General features: G+C 60.2%; 17 protein-coding genes. 7 read left to right on the forward strand and 10 right to left on the reverse strand.

Features of this window, described 5'->3' with window-relative positions:
* The first annotated feature begins 63 nt into the window (after positions 1–63).
* The 4 genes from plsX (at position 64) to IG617_RS02265 (ending at position 3,209) form a co-directional block, all read left to right on the forward strand.
* Entirely contained in the window at positions 64–1,128 is a 1,065-nt protein-coding gene (gene plsX, locus IG617_RS02250) for a phosphate acyltransferase PlsX (RefSeq protein WP_192106908.1), read from the forward strand.
* Positions 1,125–2,102 carry a beta-ketoacyl-ACP synthase III gene (locus tag IG617_RS02255; RefSeq protein ID WP_338109929.1) on the forward strand — a complete coding sequence of 326 codons (978 nt, stop codon included), beginning with the start codon at positions 1,125–1,127 and terminating at the stop codon, positions 2,100–2,102. Before plsX ends, IG617_RS02255 begins: the two co-directional genes overlap by 4 nt.
* A 151-nt stretch (positions 2,103–2,253) precedes the next feature.
* Positions 2,254–2,565, forward strand: coding sequence for an integration host factor subunit alpha (locus IG617_RS02260; RefSeq protein ID WP_153769555.1), 312 nt, complete (start codon positions 2,254–2,256; stop codon positions 2,563–2,565).
* 50 nt (positions 2,566–2,615) lie between these two features.
* A complete protein-coding gene (locus tag IG617_RS02265) occupies positions 2,616–3,209 on the forward strand; it encodes a MerR family transcriptional regulator (protein ID WP_192106910.1) in 594 nt (197 codons plus the stop codon).
* A 42-nt stretch (positions 3,210–3,251) separates the two neighbouring features.
* On the opposite strand, the gene IG617_RS02270 is transcribed toward IG617_RS02265, so the two are convergent.
* The 5 genes from IG617_RS02270 to IG617_RS02290 all read right to left on the reverse strand — a co-directional run bounded on the left by IG617_RS02270 (position 3,252) and on the right by IG617_RS02290 (position 9,119).
* Positions 3,252–4,472: a glycerophosphodiester phosphodiesterase family protein gene (locus tag IG617_RS02270; RefSeq protein ID WP_192106911.1), complete on the reverse strand. Its 1,221-nt coding sequence runs from the start codon at positions 4,470–4,472 to the stop codon at positions 3,252–3,254.
* A gap of 92 nt (positions 4,473–4,564) precedes the next feature.
* Positions 4,565–5,788, reverse strand: coding sequence for a cytochrome P450 (locus tag IG617_RS02275; protein ID WP_192106912.1), 1,224 nt, complete (start codon positions 5,786–5,788; stop codon positions 4,565–4,567).
* 197 nt (positions 5,789–5,985) lie between these two features.
* A complete protein-coding gene (gene tcuB, locus IG617_RS02280; RefSeq protein WP_192106918.1) occupies positions 5,986–7,050 on the reverse strand; it encodes a tricarballylate utilization 4Fe-4S protein TcuB in 1,065 nt (354 codons plus the stop codon).
* A complete protein-coding gene (tcuA, locus tag IG617_RS02285; protein ID WP_192106919.1) occupies positions 7,040–8,419 on the reverse strand; it encodes an FAD-dependent tricarballylate dehydrogenase TcuA in 1,380 nt (459 codons plus the stop codon). Before tcuA ends, tcuB begins: the two co-directional genes overlap by 11 nt.
* A 1-nt stretch (position 8,420) precedes the next feature.
* Positions 8,421–9,119: a GntR family transcriptional regulator gene (locus IG617_RS02290; RefSeq protein ID WP_254170404.1), complete on the reverse strand. Its 699-nt coding sequence runs from the start codon at positions 9,117–9,119 to the stop codon at positions 8,421–8,423.
* A gap of 66 nt (positions 9,120–9,185) precedes the next feature.
* On the opposite strand from IG617_RS02290, the gene IG617_RS02295 reads away from it, so the two are divergent.
* Complete coding sequence (locus IG617_RS02295; RefSeq protein WP_209008209.1) at positions 9,186–10,238, forward strand: AbrB family transcriptional regulator; 1,053 nt, start codon at positions 9,186–9,188, stop codon at positions 10,236–10,238.
* On the opposite strand, the gene IG617_RS02300 is transcribed toward IG617_RS02295, so the two are convergent.
* The 5 genes from IG617_RS02300 to IG617_RS02320 all read right to left on the reverse strand — a co-directional run bounded on the left by IG617_RS02300 (position 10,210) and on the right by IG617_RS02320 (position 16,365).
* Positions 10,210–11,187 (reverse strand): D-2-hydroxyacid dehydrogenase family protein, encoded by a 978-nt coding sequence (locus IG617_RS02300; protein WP_192106924.1) that lies wholly within the window; start codon positions 11,185–11,187, stop codon positions 10,210–10,212. The two genes, IG617_RS02295 and IG617_RS02300, sit on opposite strands and share 29 nt — an antisense overlap.
* Before the next feature lie 52 nt (positions 11,188–11,239).
* Complete coding sequence (locus IG617_RS02305; RefSeq protein ID WP_192106926.1) at positions 11,240–12,058, reverse strand: universal stress protein; 819 nt, start codon at positions 12,056–12,058, stop codon at positions 11,240–11,242.
* 9 nt (positions 12,059–12,067) lie between these two features.
* Positions 12,068–13,153, reverse strand: a complete 1,086-nt coding sequence (locus IG617_RS02310; RefSeq protein WP_192106928.1) for a 4-oxalomesaconate tautomerase — start codon at positions 13,151–13,153, stop codon at positions 12,068–12,070.
* On the reverse strand, positions 13,150–15,180 hold the full coding sequence (locus tag IG617_RS02315; RefSeq protein ID WP_192106930.1) for a tripartite tricarboxylate transporter permease: 2,031 nt from the start codon (positions 15,178–15,180) through the stop codon (positions 13,150–13,152). The genes IG617_RS02310 and IG617_RS02315 overlap by 4 nt, the downstream gene beginning before the upstream one ends.
* Before the next feature lie 96 nt (positions 15,181–15,276).
* Entirely contained in the window at positions 15,277–16,365 is a 1,089-nt protein-coding gene (locus tag IG617_RS02320) for a type 2 periplasmic-binding domain-containing protein (protein WP_209008210.1), read from the reverse strand.
* Positions 16,366–16,507: 142 nt separating this feature from the next.
* On the opposite strand from IG617_RS02320, the gene IG617_RS02325 reads away from it, so the two are divergent.
* A complete protein-coding gene (locus IG617_RS02325; RefSeq protein ID WP_192106932.1) occupies positions 16,508–17,176 on the forward strand; it encodes a response regulator transcription factor in 669 nt (222 codons plus the stop codon).
* Positions 17,173–18,543, forward strand: coding sequence for a sensor histidine kinase (locus IG617_RS02330; protein WP_192106934.1), 1,371 nt, complete (start codon positions 17,173–17,175; stop codon positions 18,541–18,543). Before IG617_RS02325 ends, IG617_RS02330 begins: the two co-directional genes overlap by 4 nt.
* Positions 18,544–18,674 lie beyond the last annotated feature (131 nt).

The following is an 18,674-nucleotide window of genomic DNA, read 5'->3' on the forward strand; positions in this document are numbered from 1 at the left end:
CAGGTCCTGCGCCAAGATAATCGCAGTCTGGCCGACCAAGGAAAGCACTTCAAAAGACCGGCTATGGCGAAAACCATTCCAATTTCCCTCGATGTAATGGGCGGTGATAACGGCGCGGAAGTCGTGATTCCGGGCGCCGAGATTGCGCTCGTCCGTCATCCGGATATCCGTTTCCTGCTCTATGGCAACGAGAAGGTGGTCCTGCCGCTTCTGGAAAAGTATCCGCGTGTGCGCGACGCCTCGACATTCCATCATTGCGACGTGTCGGTCGCAATGGACGCAAAGCCAAGCCAGGCGCTGCGCCAGGGGCGCTGGCGCTCCAGCATGTGGCGGGCGATCGAGGCCGTGAAGACAGGCGACTCAGCGGTCGCGGTCTCTGCCGGCAACACAGGCGCCCTGATGGCCATGTCGAAGTTCTGCCTGCGCACGATGGCCAACATTGAGCGCCCGGCGATTGCGGCGATCTGGCCGACGGCCCGCGGCGAATCCGTGGTGCTGGATGTGGGCGCGACCATCGGCGCGGATGCCCAGCAGCTGATCGATTTTGCGATTCTGGGCGGAGCCATGGCGCGCGCGCTGTTTGGCGTTGAAAAACCTTCTATCGGCCTCTTGAACATCGGCGTTGAAGAGGTGAAGGGCCTGGAAGAGGTGCGCACTGCCGGCCGCCTCCTGCGCGAAACGCCGCTGCGCTCGCTGTCCTACGCCGGGTTTGTTGAAGGCAACGACATTGGTCAGGGCACCGTTGATGTGGTCGTGACCGAGGGCTTTGCCGGCAACATCGCGCTGAAGACCGCAGAAGGCACCGCCAAACAGATCGGCGGATACCTGCGCTCTGCCATGAGCCGCACCTTCATGTCCAAGATCGGTTACATCTTCGCAAAGAGCGCCTTTGACCGGCTGCGCGAGAAGATGGATCCGCGCAAGGTCAATGGCGGCGTGTTTCTCGGCCTCAATGGCATTGTGATCAAAAGCCACGGTGGAACAGACGCAGAAGGCTATGCAGCAGCCATTGATCTGGCTTATGACATGGTTCGAAATGGCCTGACCGACAAGATCGCTCAGGACCTTGTGCATTATCATCGCGGCCGCTTCGCCGACGCCGCGCCTACCCCGGAAGGTGATTTGTGAGCGTGATCCGTTCGACCGTTCTTGGAACCGGCAGCTACCTGCCAGCCAAGTGTTTGACCAATGACGACCTGGCAAAGACGGTCGATACCTCGGACGAATGGATCGTCCAGCGGACAGGAATCAAGCAGCGCCACATTGCCGCCGAAGGCGAGGTAACCTCCGATCTGGCGTTCAATGCGGCCACGGCTGCGCTGGAGAGCGCCGGCGTCGATGCACAGGACATCGATCTCATCATTCTGGCGACCGCCACGCCCGACAACACCTTTCCGGCCAGCGCCGTCACCGTGCAGCATCGACTTGGCATCCATCACGGCTTTGCCTTTGATGTCCATGCAGTGTGCTCCGGCTTTGTTTATGCGCTCGCAACCGCCGATGCCTATCTGCGCACTGGCATGGCAAAACGGGCACTTGTCATCGGCGCGGAAACATTTTCCCGCATTCTTGACTGGGAAGATCGCACCACCTGCGTGCTCTTTGGCGATGGCGCCGGGGCTGTGGTTCTCGAAGCGCGGGAAGGCGAGGGAACCATCGCCGACCGGGGTATCCTGACCTCGCACCTGCGCTCGGACGGGCAGCACAAGGAAAAGCTCTACGTTGACGGCGGTCCGTCGGCCACCCAGACAACCGGCCACCTGCGCATGGAAGGCCGTGAGGTCTTCAAACACGCGGTCGGTATGATCACCGACGTTATCGAGGACGCCTACAAGGCCACAGGCCTGTCCTCTGAAGATCTGACCTGGTTCATTCCCCACCAGGCCAACAAGCGGATCATCGACGCCAGTGCCAAGAAACTCGGCATCGCGCCGGAGAAGGTGGTCACCACGGTTCAGCTCCACGGCAACACCTCGGCTGCCTCGATCCCGCTTGCGCTCGACACGGCTGTGCGTGACGGCCGGGTGAAGGAAGGCGACATCATTCTTCTTGAAGCCATGGGCGGCGGCTTTACCTGGGGATCGGCTCTGCTGCGCTGGTGAGGGCGCGTCACTTGGTCGAAAAGACTAGGTGTTATTTCGGCTGAACTGCAGAGTCCCTGTTGACCAGTTTGCCGTGAGGCAATAGCGTAACCGGATACGGTAAGTTCTATAGCAAAATCAGCCAGATCGTTGGCTTCGCCGGGGAGTGGTCATGGGCAGCAGAACTATCACGCGCGCCGATTTGTGTGAAGCGGTCTATCAAAAGGTTGGCCTTTCGCGCACGGAGTCGTCTGAATTGGTCGAGCGGGTTCTTTCGGAAATCTCGGAGTGCCTTTTGACGGGAGAGTCCGTCAAATTGTCTTCCTTCGGGTCCTTCGTCGTTCGATCCAAGGGCGAGCGGATCGGGCGAAACCCGAAAACCGGCGAAGAAGTGCCGATTTCTCCGCGCCGCGTCATGGTCTTCAAGCCCAGCAACGTGCTGAAGCAGCGGATCAACGACGCCCTGACCGGCCAGAACTCCTGATCGGTTGAGCGGGCCTTGCAGCCGGACCTTCCTCTTGTGATCCAGCGAACATGACCAATCAGGACAAAAGCCCGGATGCGTTCCGGACCATAAGCGAAGTGGCGGATGATCTGGATCTGCCGCAGCATGTCCTCAGATTCTGGGAAACGCGCTTTACCCAGATCAAGCCGCTCAAGCGCGGCGGCGGCCGGCGCTATTATCGTCCAGATGACGTAGAGCTTTTGCGCGGCATTCGCCATCTCTTGTACGGTGAAGGTTACACCATCAAGGGTGTGCAGCGGATCCTGAAAGAGCAGGGCCCGCGTTTCGTCATGCAGATCTGGCGCGAAGATGCGCTGCCGGTTCCTGCCACCCAGCAAGCCGTCTCAAAGCCCAAGGTGGTGGAAACACCGCCGGTGCCGCAGGCCGATGACGCTGCGCCGGAGGAGGCAACGCCTCGCGACGTTCTGCCGGAGACCTCCGCACGCAAAGCGGCTGAAAAAGCACCCGGATCCATGCGCTTCATGGACCGCTTCCGGTCTGAAAAGGAAGCCGGTCAGGCCGCGGACGCGCCGGAGGCCATGTCCAAGGACGACGTCCGCCGGCTTCAGTCCACGCTGTTTGAGTTGCTTGAGTGCAAGCGCATTCTGGATCAGGCGCGATAGCAAAGAGGCGAGCCGCCAAGAGGGCGACCGCCTGATGCGTTTCTACTTGCCCATGCAGTTGGCGTAATAGGTCACAGTGGCCGGCCAGTCAGAGAAAACGCCTTCCACACCAACATCTTCAGACAAGACGTTGAGAACTTCGTAGAGCTTCCCGTCGCTGTCCATGGCGTCCTTGACGGTCTGGAAGTACCAGCCGCCCCCTGAGGCGAGCGGACCGGAGCGCTCGAGCGTCCAGGCAATCAGCTTGAGACCGGCCTCTTTGGCCGCGAGGGCATAGACGGACGGTACGATCTGCTTGTCGTCGTCCAGAGCCAGCATCATCCAGATGGGCGGCGCCAGGTAATTGACGCCCATGTCCTTCAGCTCTTCCATGGACGGCTTGAAGCTTTCCGCATTGCTCGGATCGATCCCGTTGCGGCCGTAGCGGCCATCCAGATAGACAGCCTGTTTGCCGAACTCCGGCTCGTTTTCAATCCAGTAAAGCACGTCGTCCAGATTGAAGGACTGGGGCCAGACATCTTCTGGGGCGACGCCGGCAGCCTTGTACTCGTCGATCATCTTCCGAGCGTAGTCGGCCTGCGAGAAACCATCGAAGGGCATTTTGACGGCGGGAGACTTCAGCTCAGGCGTGAACTTGCCGCCCTGGGCCTTGATCAGCTCGATCGACTGAGCATGGGTCATCAGCGTGCCCGTGGGCGCATAAAGGTCCGTGCGCCAGCCTGCGGTGGCCGCCATGTAGTCTTCGACGGTTGCCGCGGTCTTGTCGCGGCCATCCATCTTGCCCTTGAGCGACATGAATTCAGCCAGGGTCAGGTCGCTGGTCCGGCACTCTGCTGTGGCGTCCGAGCCACTGCCGGCCGGGGTGAAGCTTTGCGTGCACTTGTCGGCCAGATCTGTCGCGAGGATGTTGGTCGACGTGTGCAGATCGTCCTGCGCATGGCGGCAGACCAGCTCCTTGTCCTTGGTGAAGGTGACATCGCATTCGATGATACCGGCGCCCATCCGCGCGGCGGCGACATAGCCTTCCGCCGTGTGCTCGGGAAACTGCAGGGCAGCGCCGCGGTGACCAATGGAAAAGTCGGTTTTTGCAGCCGGTGTGGCGGCGCAGGCCAGAAGCTTGTCCTTCAGCGCCCCATCTTCCATCTGGTCCACCAGGTAAAGCGGTCGCGGCCCAAGGTGAACCTGGGTGTCGGCGTTGGCAAACCCGGAGGCGCCGAGCGTCGCGCCGGCTGCGATCAGACAGGTGAAGGAAAGGCGGTGCATGAAAGCTCCTGGAAATGGGGAAGGGAAAGTCAGCGCCAGATCATGGCGTTGCGGGACCATGACGCTGCATTGGGACAATACAATATCGCTGTTCACGCAGCTTGCCAGCGAATTCCCAGAGACGCCGGACCCCTGACGGAGAGACCCGGTTTGTAGATAGGCTCCGGGTCGGTCAACTCGATGGACGAGAACCGCTTCAAGAGCGCGGAAAAGATGATGTCCATGTCGAGCCGCGCCAGGTGGTTGCCGAGGCAGAAGTGCGCGCCGCGGCCAAAGGCAATGTGCCAGTTGGGAGCGCGGGCCACGTCAAAGCGGTCGGCATCTGGAAACTGTGCCGGGTCCCGGTTCGCAGACCCATAGAGCACGCCGAATTTCGTGCCGGCCGGAAAACTCTGCCCTGCGATCTGAACCTCTTCCGTCGTGTAACGATGAAAGAAGGGCAGGGGGCTCTCATAGCGGAACATCTCCTGCACCGCTGTCTTCATCAGGCCGGGGTCTTGTCGCAGGCGCTGCATCTCATCCGGAAACTTCAGCAGCGCATGCAGACCGCTGCCCAGCACATCGATGGTCGATCCGTGGCCCGCCATAAGGATCAGCATGGCGGTGGAAAAGAACTCGTCCTCGTTCATCAGCCCGGCCTGTTCAGCAACGATCATCGCCGACATCAGATCGTCTTTCGGGGCTTTCAAGCGCTCCGCCTTGAGGCCTTGCAGATAATGAAAGAACTCGGTCGTGTTGCGCTCGGCCAGCTCCTTGCGCGCGTCCGACCGATCGATGTCGAAGAACTGGACGATGTTCTCGGACCAGACCCTGAGCTGAGGACAATCTGCATCGGGAACCCCAAGCACCCGGCCGATGATGTGACCGGGCACATGAGCGGCCAGATCCTCGACGAAGTCGATCTCCTTGCGGTCGCTCAAACTTTCGATCAGGCCGTCCACATAGGTCTGGATCTCGCTGCGCAGCGTGTTGACCATCTTGGGCGTGAACAGCTTGAACACCTGCTTGCGCAGCCGGTCATGCACCGCGCCATCACTGTCGAGCAGGGAGAATTGCACAAAGCGGGAATGGTTCGCCATGTCGTGCCAGTTGCCCGCCCGCTTCTGCTCCGCGATTTCCTCAGGGCTGACAAGTCCCTCCAGCGAGCGCACCATTGCCGGATGCAGGGCGATCTGGCCCACGTCCTCAAACCGCGCCGCCAGCCAGATGTCGAAGTCCTCGAAATACGTCAGCCCGGGCGTCTCGCGCAAAGCTGCATAAAACGGATAGGGATCCCGGGCAAAGTCAGGCGAAAGCGGATCGAAGGCGAGGGGCATGATGGGTCCGGAACTGACGAAAGCACTCAGGCAGAACGGATTGAATCCATCTGCCAATGTGTCAGCCTAGCGAATTGAAAGTCTTGAGAAAAGCGGATTTGCAGTGGGTTGTAGAGTTGGATCGAGATGACATCTTGCCATCTCTCTCTAGCTACGTTGGCGCAAACAAGAAGCTCCAGCGAGAGATTCTCGGGTGACTATGCTTGCTTTTGTTGCGCATCCCGGATCAATGCGGTCAGCCGGTAAAAGCCGTGGGCCATCTTGGTGAAGGGCGTGAGCAGAAAGAAGCTCAACACAGATCCAAGATGCAGCGCCAGAAGAAGGGGCATTGCGGCCGTGCTCCCAAGGACGTAGAGCGCCAGACCACTGAGCGCGACAAACCCGAGCAGCGCGATAAAGCCGAAGTCGCCGCCCCAGGCATTGCCATCTCCGAGGGTGCGGTCCGACCGTAGTTTCAAAGACATCATCCAGGCGCAGCCACCTGTCAGCAGCACCCCACCAGGAATACCGAACAGCTTCGGCAGGGACCACAGCGGATAGGGAGCCGGCATGTCGAGAAAATAGTGCATCAGTGTGCCTGCGGAGGTGGACGCAAAACACAGAAGAAAGCCGTACAGAATGGCCTGATGCGCATGGCGCCGGGCGTGGGAGAAACGATCTTCCTCTTCGAAATTGCAGCCATCGCCGTGACCACCGGAAAGATCTCTCATCTCGGCGGCCATGCCGAATGCGCGCGCGACGGACTTCAAGTCGATGCGTGTGCCACCGACCGATGACCAGTATTTCTTCAAGCTGATGGCAAGGCTCGCCAGGGGGAAGAAGAACGCCGGCAGGAAAATCGCCACCATCGCGCCATGCGAAAAGGCAGCGTAGAACCCGTCCCCGCCAGCCGACCCGATCAGGCGGATTGCCAAAAACATGGCAGCGAACCCCAGAACCGATGCAATTGCGATGGCACCGCCGTGGGTGTGGAACTTGCGGGCCACCGGGGCAGGCCAAGCATAGCTCTCCCAGCTGTTACGCCGAACCTCCGCCAGGGCCTTGGGCAGGTTCAGGTCGAATTCATGGGGCGCAGTGTATTGGCAGGCGTAGTAGCAGCCTCTGCAGTTGTGGCAGAGATTGGCCAACTGGGTGATGTCGCCGTCGGTCAGGAACCGCTCACGGTGGAGGGCCGGAAAAACGGAGCAATAGCCCTCGCAATAGCGGCAGGCGTGGCAGATTTCGGCCTGACGCCGGGCTTCCTGGATCAGATCAGCTTGCATGGGCTGCGGCCTCCCGGCCCGCGATACGTCCGAAGACTGTGCCGATGGTCATCCCGAAGCCGGCCAGATAGCCCTGGCCGAGAATGGACCCGGCCATGGTTTCACCCGCAGCCCAGAGGTTCTTGATGGGACCGTCTTGCGTGCTGCATTGGGCGTTCTCATCGACCTTCAGGCCGAGATAGGTGAAGGTTACGCCGGTGCGCAGCGAGTAACCGTAGAACGGCGGTTCGGTGATCGGCCGGGCCCAGTTGGTCTTGGCAGGCGTCAGTCCGGAGGTCGCCACACCGTCGAGCTCTGTCGGATGGAAGCCGGTTTGATCCCCGCAGGCAGCGTTGAAGTCATCGACGGTCGAACGCAGCCTATCGGCAGGCAATCCCATCTGTCTCGCGAGATCCTCGATCGTGTCCGCCTTCAAAGGTGGAAACACCGACGGCATGAAGAGGTTCAGGGACTTGGCGTCGATGATGACATAGCCGACCTGATCGGGCTGAGCAGCCACCAGCCGGCCCCAGATCGCATAGCGCTTGGGCCAAACGTCCTCGCCCTCATCGTAGAAGCGCTCGGCGTTCTTGTTGACGACAATGGAGAAGGGAACGCAGTCAAGACGCGTGACGATGCCGCCGTCGAACTTGGGTGCCCGGCCGTCGATGGCCACGGCGTGGCATTGATCGGCATCCCCGACCGACTGTACACCCTGATCCAGCAAATCGGCCAAAACCACGCCGCGATTGTAGGGCGTCCCGCGAATAAGGAAGTTCTTCGCTGCCGGGCCCCAGGCGCGGGTCAACCACTCCGTGTCGGCCTGAAATCCGCCGGATGCGACAACGACCGCCTTGGGCGTGATGCGGTGGATCTCGCCACCGTGGCTGTAGTCGATCCACGCGATCTGATCGCCAGCAAGTTCCAGATGGGTGACCTGTGCCTCATACAGAACGTCGATGCCGAGTTTTGCAGCGGTCCGGTAGTAGGCGTTGACCAGCGATTTTCCGCCGCCCATGAAGAAGGCATTCGTGCGAGCGAGAGACAGGGTGCCTGACAGGGACGGCTGGAAATGCACGCCATGGTCCTGCATCCAGGGGAGGCATTCTTCGGAGCTGCGGATCGCAAGCCTGGCGAGGTCTCCATCGGTCTTTCCGGCCGTCACCTTCATCAGGTCGGCCAGATATTCGTCTTCGCTGTAGTCATCGACAAGCGGACCCAATGGCCCCTTGTGCATGCAGCGGAAGTTGCGCGTGTGGCGTGAGTTGCCACCGCGATAGGCCTTGGGAGCCGTCTCGAGGATCAACACGCTGGCGCCGGCTTCTGCCGCAGTCATCGCTGCGCAAAGAGCCGCATTCCCGCCACCGATGACAACCACATCATGTGCCATCTTACAGCAGCCCCTCGTCGAAGAACGGGCGGGACCGCAAGGCGCGGACACGAACACGCTGTGCAGATTCAATGTGAGAGCGCATCGCTGCCTCTGCCAGCCGACCGTCACGCGCCTTGATGGCTTCCAGAACCCCGAAATGCTCTTCAATCGCCCGTTCGGCGCGGTCGGCCTGGCTCAATGTCGTGGGGCCAAGGATCATGAGCGTCTTCTGCAAGGTGGTGACGGCACCGAGCAGGAAGCGGTTCTTGGCCGCGTCCATGATGGCTGCATGGAACTGGCGATTGAGCAAAATCGCATCCGGCGAGCTTCCCGCCGCCTTTAGCTCGAGATTGAGCGCTTCCAGCTCTTCAATTTCGATCTCGGAGGCAGCTTGAGCGGCGAGGCGCGCCGCGGTTCCCTCAAGCACCGCTCGCATCTCATAGAGCTCCATGACCTCTGAATAATCGAGCTGGCGGATGGTCGCTCCCTGGCGCGGGACGTGGAAGACGATGCCATCGGCCTCAAGCTGGCGAATGGCCTCGCGCACCGGCGTGCGGCTCACGCCCAATCGCTCCGCCAGTTCGGTTTCCCGCAACCTGTCGCCTGAATTCAGCTGGCCAGACCGGATCTCTTCGAGAAGTTGCCGGTAAGCGGAATTTCCTTGCGGGCCTTCCTGTGTGCCGTCTTGCAGATTGTCCTCGGATGTCATCTCAAACATGATCCTTGCTTTTCGCATCCAAATGTATACAGTTGGATACATAAATGTCAATCAGGTGAAATGCGGATGTCCTTCTCCAGTCGAACCGTGAAAATGCGTGCCGCGACACTCGCAGTGTCCTGTGCTGGAACCGCGGTGTTCTATCTGTTCGACCTGCCGCTGCCGTTTCTCTTCGGGCCGATGATTGCCTGTTTGCTGGCAGCGTTATCCGGGATGGAATTGAAAGGCTTCGGAGCCATATCCGTCGGCGCACGCTCGATCCTCGGGGTGGCGATCGGTGCGTCGATTTCGCCTGCGCTCTTTGCCAATGCCCCCGCCATGGCTGGGTCGATCGCCCTCGTGCCGATCTTCATCGGGCTGTGCGGCCTGATCGGCGTGCCGTTCTTCCAGCGTGTGTGGGGCTTTGACCGCCCGACCGCCTACTATGCGGCGATGCCCGGCGGGCTTCAGGACATGGTGATCTTCGGAACCGAGGCCGGCGGGAACGCCCGCTCGCTGTCGCTGGTCCATGCGACACGGATCCTGTTCATCGTGACCATTGCGCCAGTGCTGCTCGTGAATGTTTATGGCGCAGGCCTGAGCCATCCGCTGGGCGAACCGGTTATGGGCTTCCCCCTGTCAGAGCTGCTGATCATGTCCCTGGCGGCCATCGTTGGCTGGAAAGGAGGAGAGCGGATTGGTCTTTTCGGGGCGTCCATCCTCGGGCCGATGATTGTGACCGCGATTCTGTCCCTGACAGATGTGATCCACATGCGCCCACCGCGCGAGGCGATCCTCGCGGCGCAGTTCCTGATCGGAGCCGGTATCGGGGTTCACTTCGTCGGCATGACCTTGTCGGAATTTCGCTGGATCGTTTCAGCCGGACTTTCCTATGTTGCCGTGCTCGCGGTGCTCTCAGCCGTGTTCAGCTGGATCGTGATGCATTTCGGACTTGGTCATCCGATCGAGGCTTTTCTTGCCTTTGCCCCGGGAGGGCAGGCGGAAATGACGGTTCTGGCGATCGTGACGGGCTCAGACCTTGGTTTTGTCATCGCCCATCATCTGACCCGGATCGTCCTGGTGATCACCGGGGCGCCACTCATAGCTGCGATCATCCAGCGCGCCAGACCTCGGGGTTGATCATGTGGATTGGAGCGCCTTCGCCATAGGCTTTCACCTGATCGAAAATATCTGAGAACTGCAGATCGAACTCATCCTCGGTGACGAAGCCGATATGGGGCGTCGCGATGAGATTGGGATGAGCGAGGAGCGGGTCGGCGGGGTCAGATTGCGGCTCGACATCAAAAACGTCGATGGCCGCTGTGCCGGGCCGGCCAGTGTTCAGAGCGTCGAGCAAAGCTCCAGGGGCGATCAGCCCTGCACGGGATGTGTTGACGAAGACCGAACCTGGCTGCATCTGCGCGAGATCTGCCGAAGTGATGATGCCTTTTGTATCCGGCTTCAGCCGGACATGGACTGAAACCACATCACTGTCGCCAAAGAAGGCCTCCCGACTGTCGGCAACAACTGCGCCGTCCGCTTTCGCGCGTGCGCGCCCGTCCTCGGATGACCACCAGACGACATTCATCCCGAACGCCTCGGCATAGCCGGCGACTGTCTTGGCGATACGGCCGTAGCCGTAGAGACCGAGACGTCGTCCCCGCAGGGTTTTGCCCACGCCCATTTGCCACTGGCCTGCTTTGACGGAGGCCATCTGTTTGGGAAGCTGACGCATCCCGCACATGATCAGAGCCCAGGTCAGTTCAGCGGCTGCATAGGACGGTGTGCCAGCATGCATGTTGGAGCACAGCAGAACGCCATTGTCCGTGCATGCGGGAACATCAACATGAGGATAGACGCTGCGCTGGCTGATCAGGCGCAGGTTGGGCAATTTCTCCAGCAGCGTCCGGGTCACCTTGGTGCGTTCGCGAAACAGGACCAGCACGTCGGCGTCCTTCAGACGATCTGCCAGCAACGCCTCGTCCTCAACATGGTCGTTCCAGACTGTGACGTCCTGACCATCGAGCTTGTCATAGCAGGGCAGGCCGCGAAGCGTATCAAACCAATCATCGAGAATATGGACTTTCATCGGTCTTCAATCCGGCTGTGTTGACTTAGATGGTTCGCGGTTCTCCGCCGTATCAGTGCGACAGAAGGACCGGAATCGAGGTGTTTTTAAGAACCCTTGCGGTGACCCCGCCGAGGAAGTCCTCGCGAAACTTTGAGTGCTCATAGGCGCCCATGACCAGCACGCAGGGATCATTTTCCGCGCAATAGGCGATCAGTGCCCGAGCGATACCAGGCACCGGTGCAATGACCTTGTGGCTTGCGTTGATCTTATGGCGTTCAAGGTGCTGCATGAGCTCCAAAACGGGGCGTGGTGTGGGCTGGTCCTCCACGGTCAGAACCGTGACCTCGCCTTGGTCCTCAAGAACACCTAGACTGTCCGAGAGAGCCCTGGCGGAGGCGCGGCTACCGTCCCAGACAATCGCCGCGCGCTCATGCCTGGCGACAGAATCATACCCTTCCGGCACGATCAGGACCGGACGCCCGCTCATCAAGGCAATGCGATCGGGGTGCTGCATGACGTGTTCATCCGTGCCTTCAGAGCGATCCTGCCCCATGATCAGAATGTCGTAGCCGCGCGCGCATTCGGAAATCACCGCATCGACACGGCCCGCCTCGCGTTGGAAGTGCAGTCTGTCACCAAGTGCCAAACCGTCGCGCATGGCCTCGAACCGCGTCTCGATTTCGTCGAGAATGTCGGCATTTGCCTGTTCGATGATTTCCTTCGCCTTGGCAGGAACCCATGCCGCCCGACTTTCGATCACCTCATGCTTGGAGTGAGCCAGAAGCGCCGTGACATGCGCGCCATTGCGGGCAAGAGACGCGGCATATTTCAGTGCCGAAACGGCGCTTTCCGATCCGTTGAAGGCCACGAGGATATTGTAGATGCTCATTCTGACCGCCTATCCGATTGCGACAATGTCAGGGATATAGACATGCCCGTCTGCAAGTTTTCTGGCGGTGCGCACCAGACCGGCAGACTTCAACTCGAAGCCGTTGTCCGAGGAATAGTCGACCAGGACATCGATCGTGCCGGAGGCATGTTCGAGCACGACTTCGACAGGACTGGTCGACGGGCGTGTCAAAAGACCATCTGCAACGGAGCCGGGGGTGAGGGCGCATGACGCAAGACACTGCGCACCTGTCACGGCCATGGTCGGGTGCGTTTTCCAGGGCATAAAGTAGCGCGCGGCAATCGTGCCCCCCTGATTGGCGGGGGCCAGAAGACCGAATTTTGGCGTCACCGATTTGGAGACGTCTCCCATACCCATTCTTTTGCCCGCCTCGATGCGGATTGCTTCCATGCGCTCGAAGAAGGCTGTGTCGGCGTCGAGCTGCTCCGCGCTTTCGTGCCCCGTCAGACCAAAGTCACTCGCGCGGGCGATCACCAGCGGCATGGCGACATCCATGCAGGTGACTTCAATTCCCTGAACAGTATCTCTCAGGTTTCCTGTTGGCAGGAAGGCTCCGGTGGATGACCCGACAACGCCCATGAAGGACAGCAGGATCGGTGCGGCGGCACCAGGCACACCCGCGATTTCTGTGTCGCCTTGATAGGTGAGAACACCGCCAGGCGTCTGGACCCTGGAAATCACCTGGGCGCCGGTGTTGACGGCCCGGATGCGGATCTCCGTCTCATCCCCGGTGGGTTTCACCAGACCCAATTCAATCGCCGCCGGTCCGACGCCGGACAGGATGTTGCCACAGGTCGGCTTGAAGTCGACCAGCTTTTCCTCAACGGAGACCTGGGCAAAGAAATAGTCGACGTCGGCCCAGTCATCGTCGGACGCGGACAACATCGCCACCTTTGTGGCCACCGCGGCGCCGCCACCGATGCCGTCGATGTTGAGTGGATGACCGGCTCCTACGGCGTCGATCAGGACCTTTGACAAAGCCTCCAGATCGGCAGGCACTTCCTCGCGCCGGAAGTAGGGACCTTTGGACGTCCCGCCACGCATGAAGATGAATGGGATCGCGGTCTGGCTCATTTCAGCGGCCACGGCAGATCGGCCGCTCCCTGAAGGAGACCAGGAGGAAAGTCCCGGTTCAATGCACCGGCCATGAGGCACATGAAGCCGATCCCCGCACCGGTCAGGGCCAAGGTCTTGACCCAGCCGCAGCCGGCGCGAACCCTGAGGAACGTGATCAGGAAACCGACCAGCGCCAGAATGAACCCTACAAACCAGGTCGCTGTGATCAGCGCGGCAAACCACGCCAGTGTCGGCCAGAGCCCATAGGGTGCGTCCGCATCTTCGCCGGCAATTTCCTTGTCCGCAAAGATCACATCACCTTCGGGCCGACGCATCATCTGGATGAGCAGGATCGAGCAGCAGGCCAGGGACAGGCCGCCAACGACCAGTGGAATGACCTTGTCGGTCATATTGTAGTCGGGGATCATGTTGGCGTTGACCAGCGCGAACAGCAGGTAACCTGCGATCACCAGCAAAAAGACGAGCGGCGCGCGCTTCGAGCCCGATTGGACGTCGCCCTCGGCCATGATCGTCTTGGCTTGGCGAATTCCCAAAATGACGGACACGACCGTGATGATGATCAGCACGATCACGATCGGGCTGAAGACGTAGTCGATGCCCCTTTCAAAGCTCTCGCGAAAGCGGAAGCTTGCGATCTGAAAAGCCTGATTGGTGAACTTCTCGACCGGGTTTGAAAGGACAAAGCCAATGAGGAACGCCGGGCGCGACCAGTCAAAACGGCGCAGGAAGATGCCAATGAGGCCGATGGCAAACAAGGCAAGGAGATCTTCGAAGTTCTGACCGCTTTGGAACGCAGCGAAACTGATCAACATGAACAGGAACGGCGCAAGATAGGTAAAGCGGATCGTGGTCAACTTGGCGATGCCGCCAGAGGCTGCGATGCACAGAACCGTTCCCAGGACATTTGCAAGGGCAAGCAGCCAGACGATGGAGTAGGTGATGTCCAGATTGCTCTTCAGCATTCCGGGGCCGACTTCAATGTCACCAGAGCCGAGCAGGGCGACCGCGCCAATGAAAATCGCCATGGAGCCGGAACCTGGAATGCCGAACAGAAGCGTCGGCACAAGTCCGCCACCTTCCTTGGCATTGTTCGAGCTCTCCGGTCCGATCACACCGCGGACTTCGCCCTTGCCGAAGTTGCTCTTGTCCTTTGTGGTCTGGACTGTATGGCCATAGGCAATCCAGTCGACGACCGATCCGCCCAAGCCAGGAATAATGCCGACGACAACGCCGATGATCGAGCACCGCACGGAAAGCCAGATATTGGCAAACCAGTCCTTGATCCCCTCGACCCATCCAGCGCCAAGACTTGAGCCCTTTGCGATCGAACGATCTTGCCGGAGAAGGGAGACGATTTCCGGTATTGCAAAGACACCGAGACCGACGATGACCAGCTTGAGGCCGTCCGTCAGATAGGGAATGTCATAGGTCGCCATGCGCAGGCTGCCGCCCGCATCCGCCTCGCCGATCGTGCCGACCATCAGTCCGAGGCCAGCCGCAGCCAGCCCCTTGAGAGGAATGCGGCCCGCAAGGACCGCGACCATGGAAAGCCCCAGGATCGTGATCATGAGCATTTCCGGCAAGCCGAAGGCAAGCACGATGGGCCGGGCGACGAGAATGAAGACAGTGAGGAAGCTGGCGCCGATCAGACCGCCGAACAGCGACGAGGCGAACGCGGCCGAAAGCGCCCGCGCGGCTTCACCCTTCTTTGCCATCGGAAAGCCGTCCAGCACGGTGGCCTGAGACGCCGACGAGCCTGGAATGCCCATCAAGACCGATGCGAATGTATCGGAGGTTGGCACAACCGCGACCATGCCGATCATCAGTGCAAGGCCGAGGATCGGGTCCATGCCGAACATGAAAGGCAGCAAAAGCGAGAGACCTGCGATGCCGCCGAGACCGGGGAAAACCCCGACCGCGAGCCCCATCACGACCCCGAGAAACAGGTATCCCAGGACAACGGGTTGCAGGATCAGAGCCCACGCTTCTCCGAGCGCAGGCAGAGCTACGTCGAACGCTTCCATGGAAGCTGCCTTTCTAAAAATTTATCAGGAAATCAGGCGGGTGGGAGCGCGGCTGTGGTCGATGGGGAGAGCCGCGCACCCGGCCGAGGCTGAAACTTACTTGAGCTCAACGCCGTAGGCTTCTTTGAGCCAGTTCAGGACGTAGGTCTTTGCTTCCGCCGGAACGTTTGTCGCCGTCCCAAGAGCTGTCTGTGCGCCTTCACCGGTGAAGACCGGATATTTGCCGACGCGCTTTGAGGAGATCTTCGCGAAGTCTGCATCGGCAACGACCGCTTCAAAGGCAGCGGTGTAGGTGTCGATGACATCCTGCGGCGTGCCTGCAGGCAGGAAGGCCAGCTTTTGAACCGGGAACCCGGCGACAAAGAAGGCTTTCCAGGCATCCCAGGCTTCACCGGAGGTCTCGCAACCATCCGTTGCTTCGCAGACTTCCTTGAAGGTCGCGATGTCTGGGAACGTCGGATCACGAACGATGTTGCCGTCGGCGTCCAATGCGCCCCAGGTCATCATCGGCACGGCCTTGCCCTGTTCAACCAGGTCGACGCCGCCCTTCAGGTAGCCGGAAGATGTCTGGTAGTCGATGGTGGCTTCACCGCGTTCGAACATCAGGCGGCCATCACCGCGGCCCTTGATGCCGAAGACCGGCTCGACCTTCATCCCAAGCATCTGCCAGGCGAGAAGCGGCACCAGATCAAGACGGGTTGCGCCCTGGGAGCCATAAATGAAGTTCGTGTCCTTGAGGGCATTCGCGGTGCCGTCGAACTTTGCGCCATCGTCGGCATTCAGATAGGCGACGCCGCCGGTGCCGGAAGCCATGACTGCGTTCCAGTCCTTGTATTCATAGCGAACACGAGGGTCACCAAGCAGATAGGGGAACTGTGTCGAACCGGAAGATCCGAAAAGCAGCGTGCCGTCGTCATACTTCTGTTTCTGGAACCAGTTTGCGCCCTTGGTGGAGCCGGCGCCCGGCATGAACTTGACCACAACGGTGGGCTTGCCCGGCAATGCATCAGCCAGAAGCGGCGCAAAGAAGTTGGCCCATTTGGCTGAACCGCCTGTCTCGGAGAACGGGATCACCCATTCGATTGTCTTGCCGGCGAAATCGACTTCCGCAACTGCAGGCGCAGTCAAGGCGGTGGTGGCAACAAGTCCGCAGACAGCATTGCGCACAAAGCTAGAAATGGTCATTAGATCCTCCCAGTTGACCTGACATGCACTTTAGCGCCTCTTCGCCTCAGAGCATGTCACTATGATTTCGGGGATTGATTCCCCGTTCAATGTCGCCACCATTGAAAGCCAACCTTGCAATAAGCTTGCAGGAGCAAGAAAAATGCGAATTGCCATCATAGAGGACAACAAGGCCCTGGCGAATGCCATTGCCTATCGGCTCCGCGATCGTGGACATGCGGTCGATATCCTTCATGATGGCGATGATGCGGATGTGTTCCTGTCGCAGGACGGCGCCGACCTTGTGGTGCTCGACATCAACCTGCCCGGACAGAGCGGACTTGAAATTCTGCGTTCATTGCGCGCCCGGGCAGACAGCACGCCGGTGATCCTTCTGACCGCACGCAGTGAAACGAAAGACCGTGTCCAGGGGCTGGACACGGGCGCGGATGACTATCTGGTCAAGCCTTTTGAGATGGATGAGCTGGAGGCCCGGATCAGGGCCCTGTCGCGGCGCAAGGATCTCGAGATCGGCGTCAGCGAGACCTTTGGCGCACTGGAGTTCAATCGCACGACGAGACAGGTGCGGGCCGGCAGCGAAAGACTGGAAATTCCGCGCCGCGAACTGGCCGTTCTGGAATGCCTTCTCGAGCGGCGTGGACGCATTGTCTCCAAGTCGCAATTGATCAATCACGTTTATGGGGTTGGCGCCGATATGGACGACACGGCGATCGAGCCGCATGTCTCCCGGCTGCGGCGCCGTCTGGCCGAGCACGGCATCTCGATCAAGACCGCCCGTGGTCTGGGATACATGATTGAGGTCACTGGATGATCTGGCGTGGAACTTCGCTGCGAACCCGGCTGTTTGCGCTCATCCTGACACCCCTCGTTCTGATGGCCATACTCCTGGGATACTGGCGTTACACCACCGCCCAGGAAACCTCGGAAGAGCTTTTCGACAGGACACTTCTATCCGCCGCTTTGGCCATTTCCCGAGATGTGGCCATCTCGGATGGCGACGCCTTGCTGCCCTCAACCCGCGACCTGATCGAAGACGTTTCGGGCGGTGAAGTCTTTTACCACGCGACGGGACCTGGCGGCATCTACATCACCGGCTACGCCTATCCGCCGGCGTTGCCCGGGGGCAGCGCCGATGAAGGCTATGCGCCGCGCTTTTTCGAGGCCACTTATCGCGGCGAACGCGTCAGGGTGTTGAGCGTGACCGAACGCATCACGATGGACAATCTGACCGCCGACGCCACGGTCACGGTCTGGCAGAGACTGGCCGATCGTCAGGCCTTCGCGATTGAGCTGGCGATCCGGCTGGTGGCGGTCATGGTCGCGCTTCTGGTGACCCTTGCCCTGGTCGTCTGGTTCGGCGTCGAACGCGGCCTGCGCCCTCTGCTGGACCTTCAGGACGCAATTTCCATTCGCTCGCCCAACGATCTGAGTGAAATCCGACGTCCGGTCCCTGTCGAGGTTCAGGGAATTGTGCGAACGCTGAACCGCCTGTTCGGGCAGGTCGAAGAAAGCATCAGGGCACAACAGGTGTTTATCTCCGATGCGGCGCATCAGCTCCGCAATCCGGCGGCGGCGGTTCAGTCCATGGCAGAGGCCGTCAGGGATGCCCCTACAATGGCCGACAGGGACCTGCGAACAGCAGAACTGGTCAATGCGGCCCGCGCTTCCGCACGGGTTGCCGACCAGCTGCTGTCACTGGAGCGCTTGAAGCAGCCCGTCACCCAGACAGCACCGGTGGAATATGATCTGAGAGCCCTGGTGCAGGAAATCTGCGCAGATATCGGCCCTTCTGTTCTGTCCAGGGGCATCGAGTTTGAACTGGTTGCTCCCGACCAGGCGATACCGGTTTGTGGCGACAGGTTCTTTGTTGCCGAGGCCATCAAGAACCTGATCGACAATGCGCTCAAACATGGTGGTGACGGCTTGAGCGCCATCAGCGTTCACTGCGCCTGCGATGAGGTGGCTGCGCGCGTCACGGTCGCCGACGATGGCAAGGGGCTTTCACCGGAACAACGCGATGCGGCGTTTGGCCGGTTTTCGCAGGTAGAACCCTCCGACGGCAGTGGCCTTGGACTGGCCATTGCCCTGTCCGTCGCCGAACATCACGGCGGCTCGCTTGTCATTGACCAGGTCGACAAGGGGGCGAGCCTGACGTTGACCATGGAATACGATCCCTGAGGGGCCTGCGGCCCGCGCATGTCCGCAATCTCGGAACCGCATGTGGCGAATGTTCAGATGCCAACTGCATGATTCAGATTGCCAGAAATCCACTCTATTGAATTGAAAATATTGGCGAAAAATGTTTCTGC

Source organism: Roseibium polysiphoniae, from assembly GCF_014842925.1.
GTDB classification, from domain to species: domain Bacteria; phylum Pseudomonadota; class Alphaproteobacteria; order Rhizobiales; family Stappiaceae; genus Roseibium; species Roseibium polysiphoniae.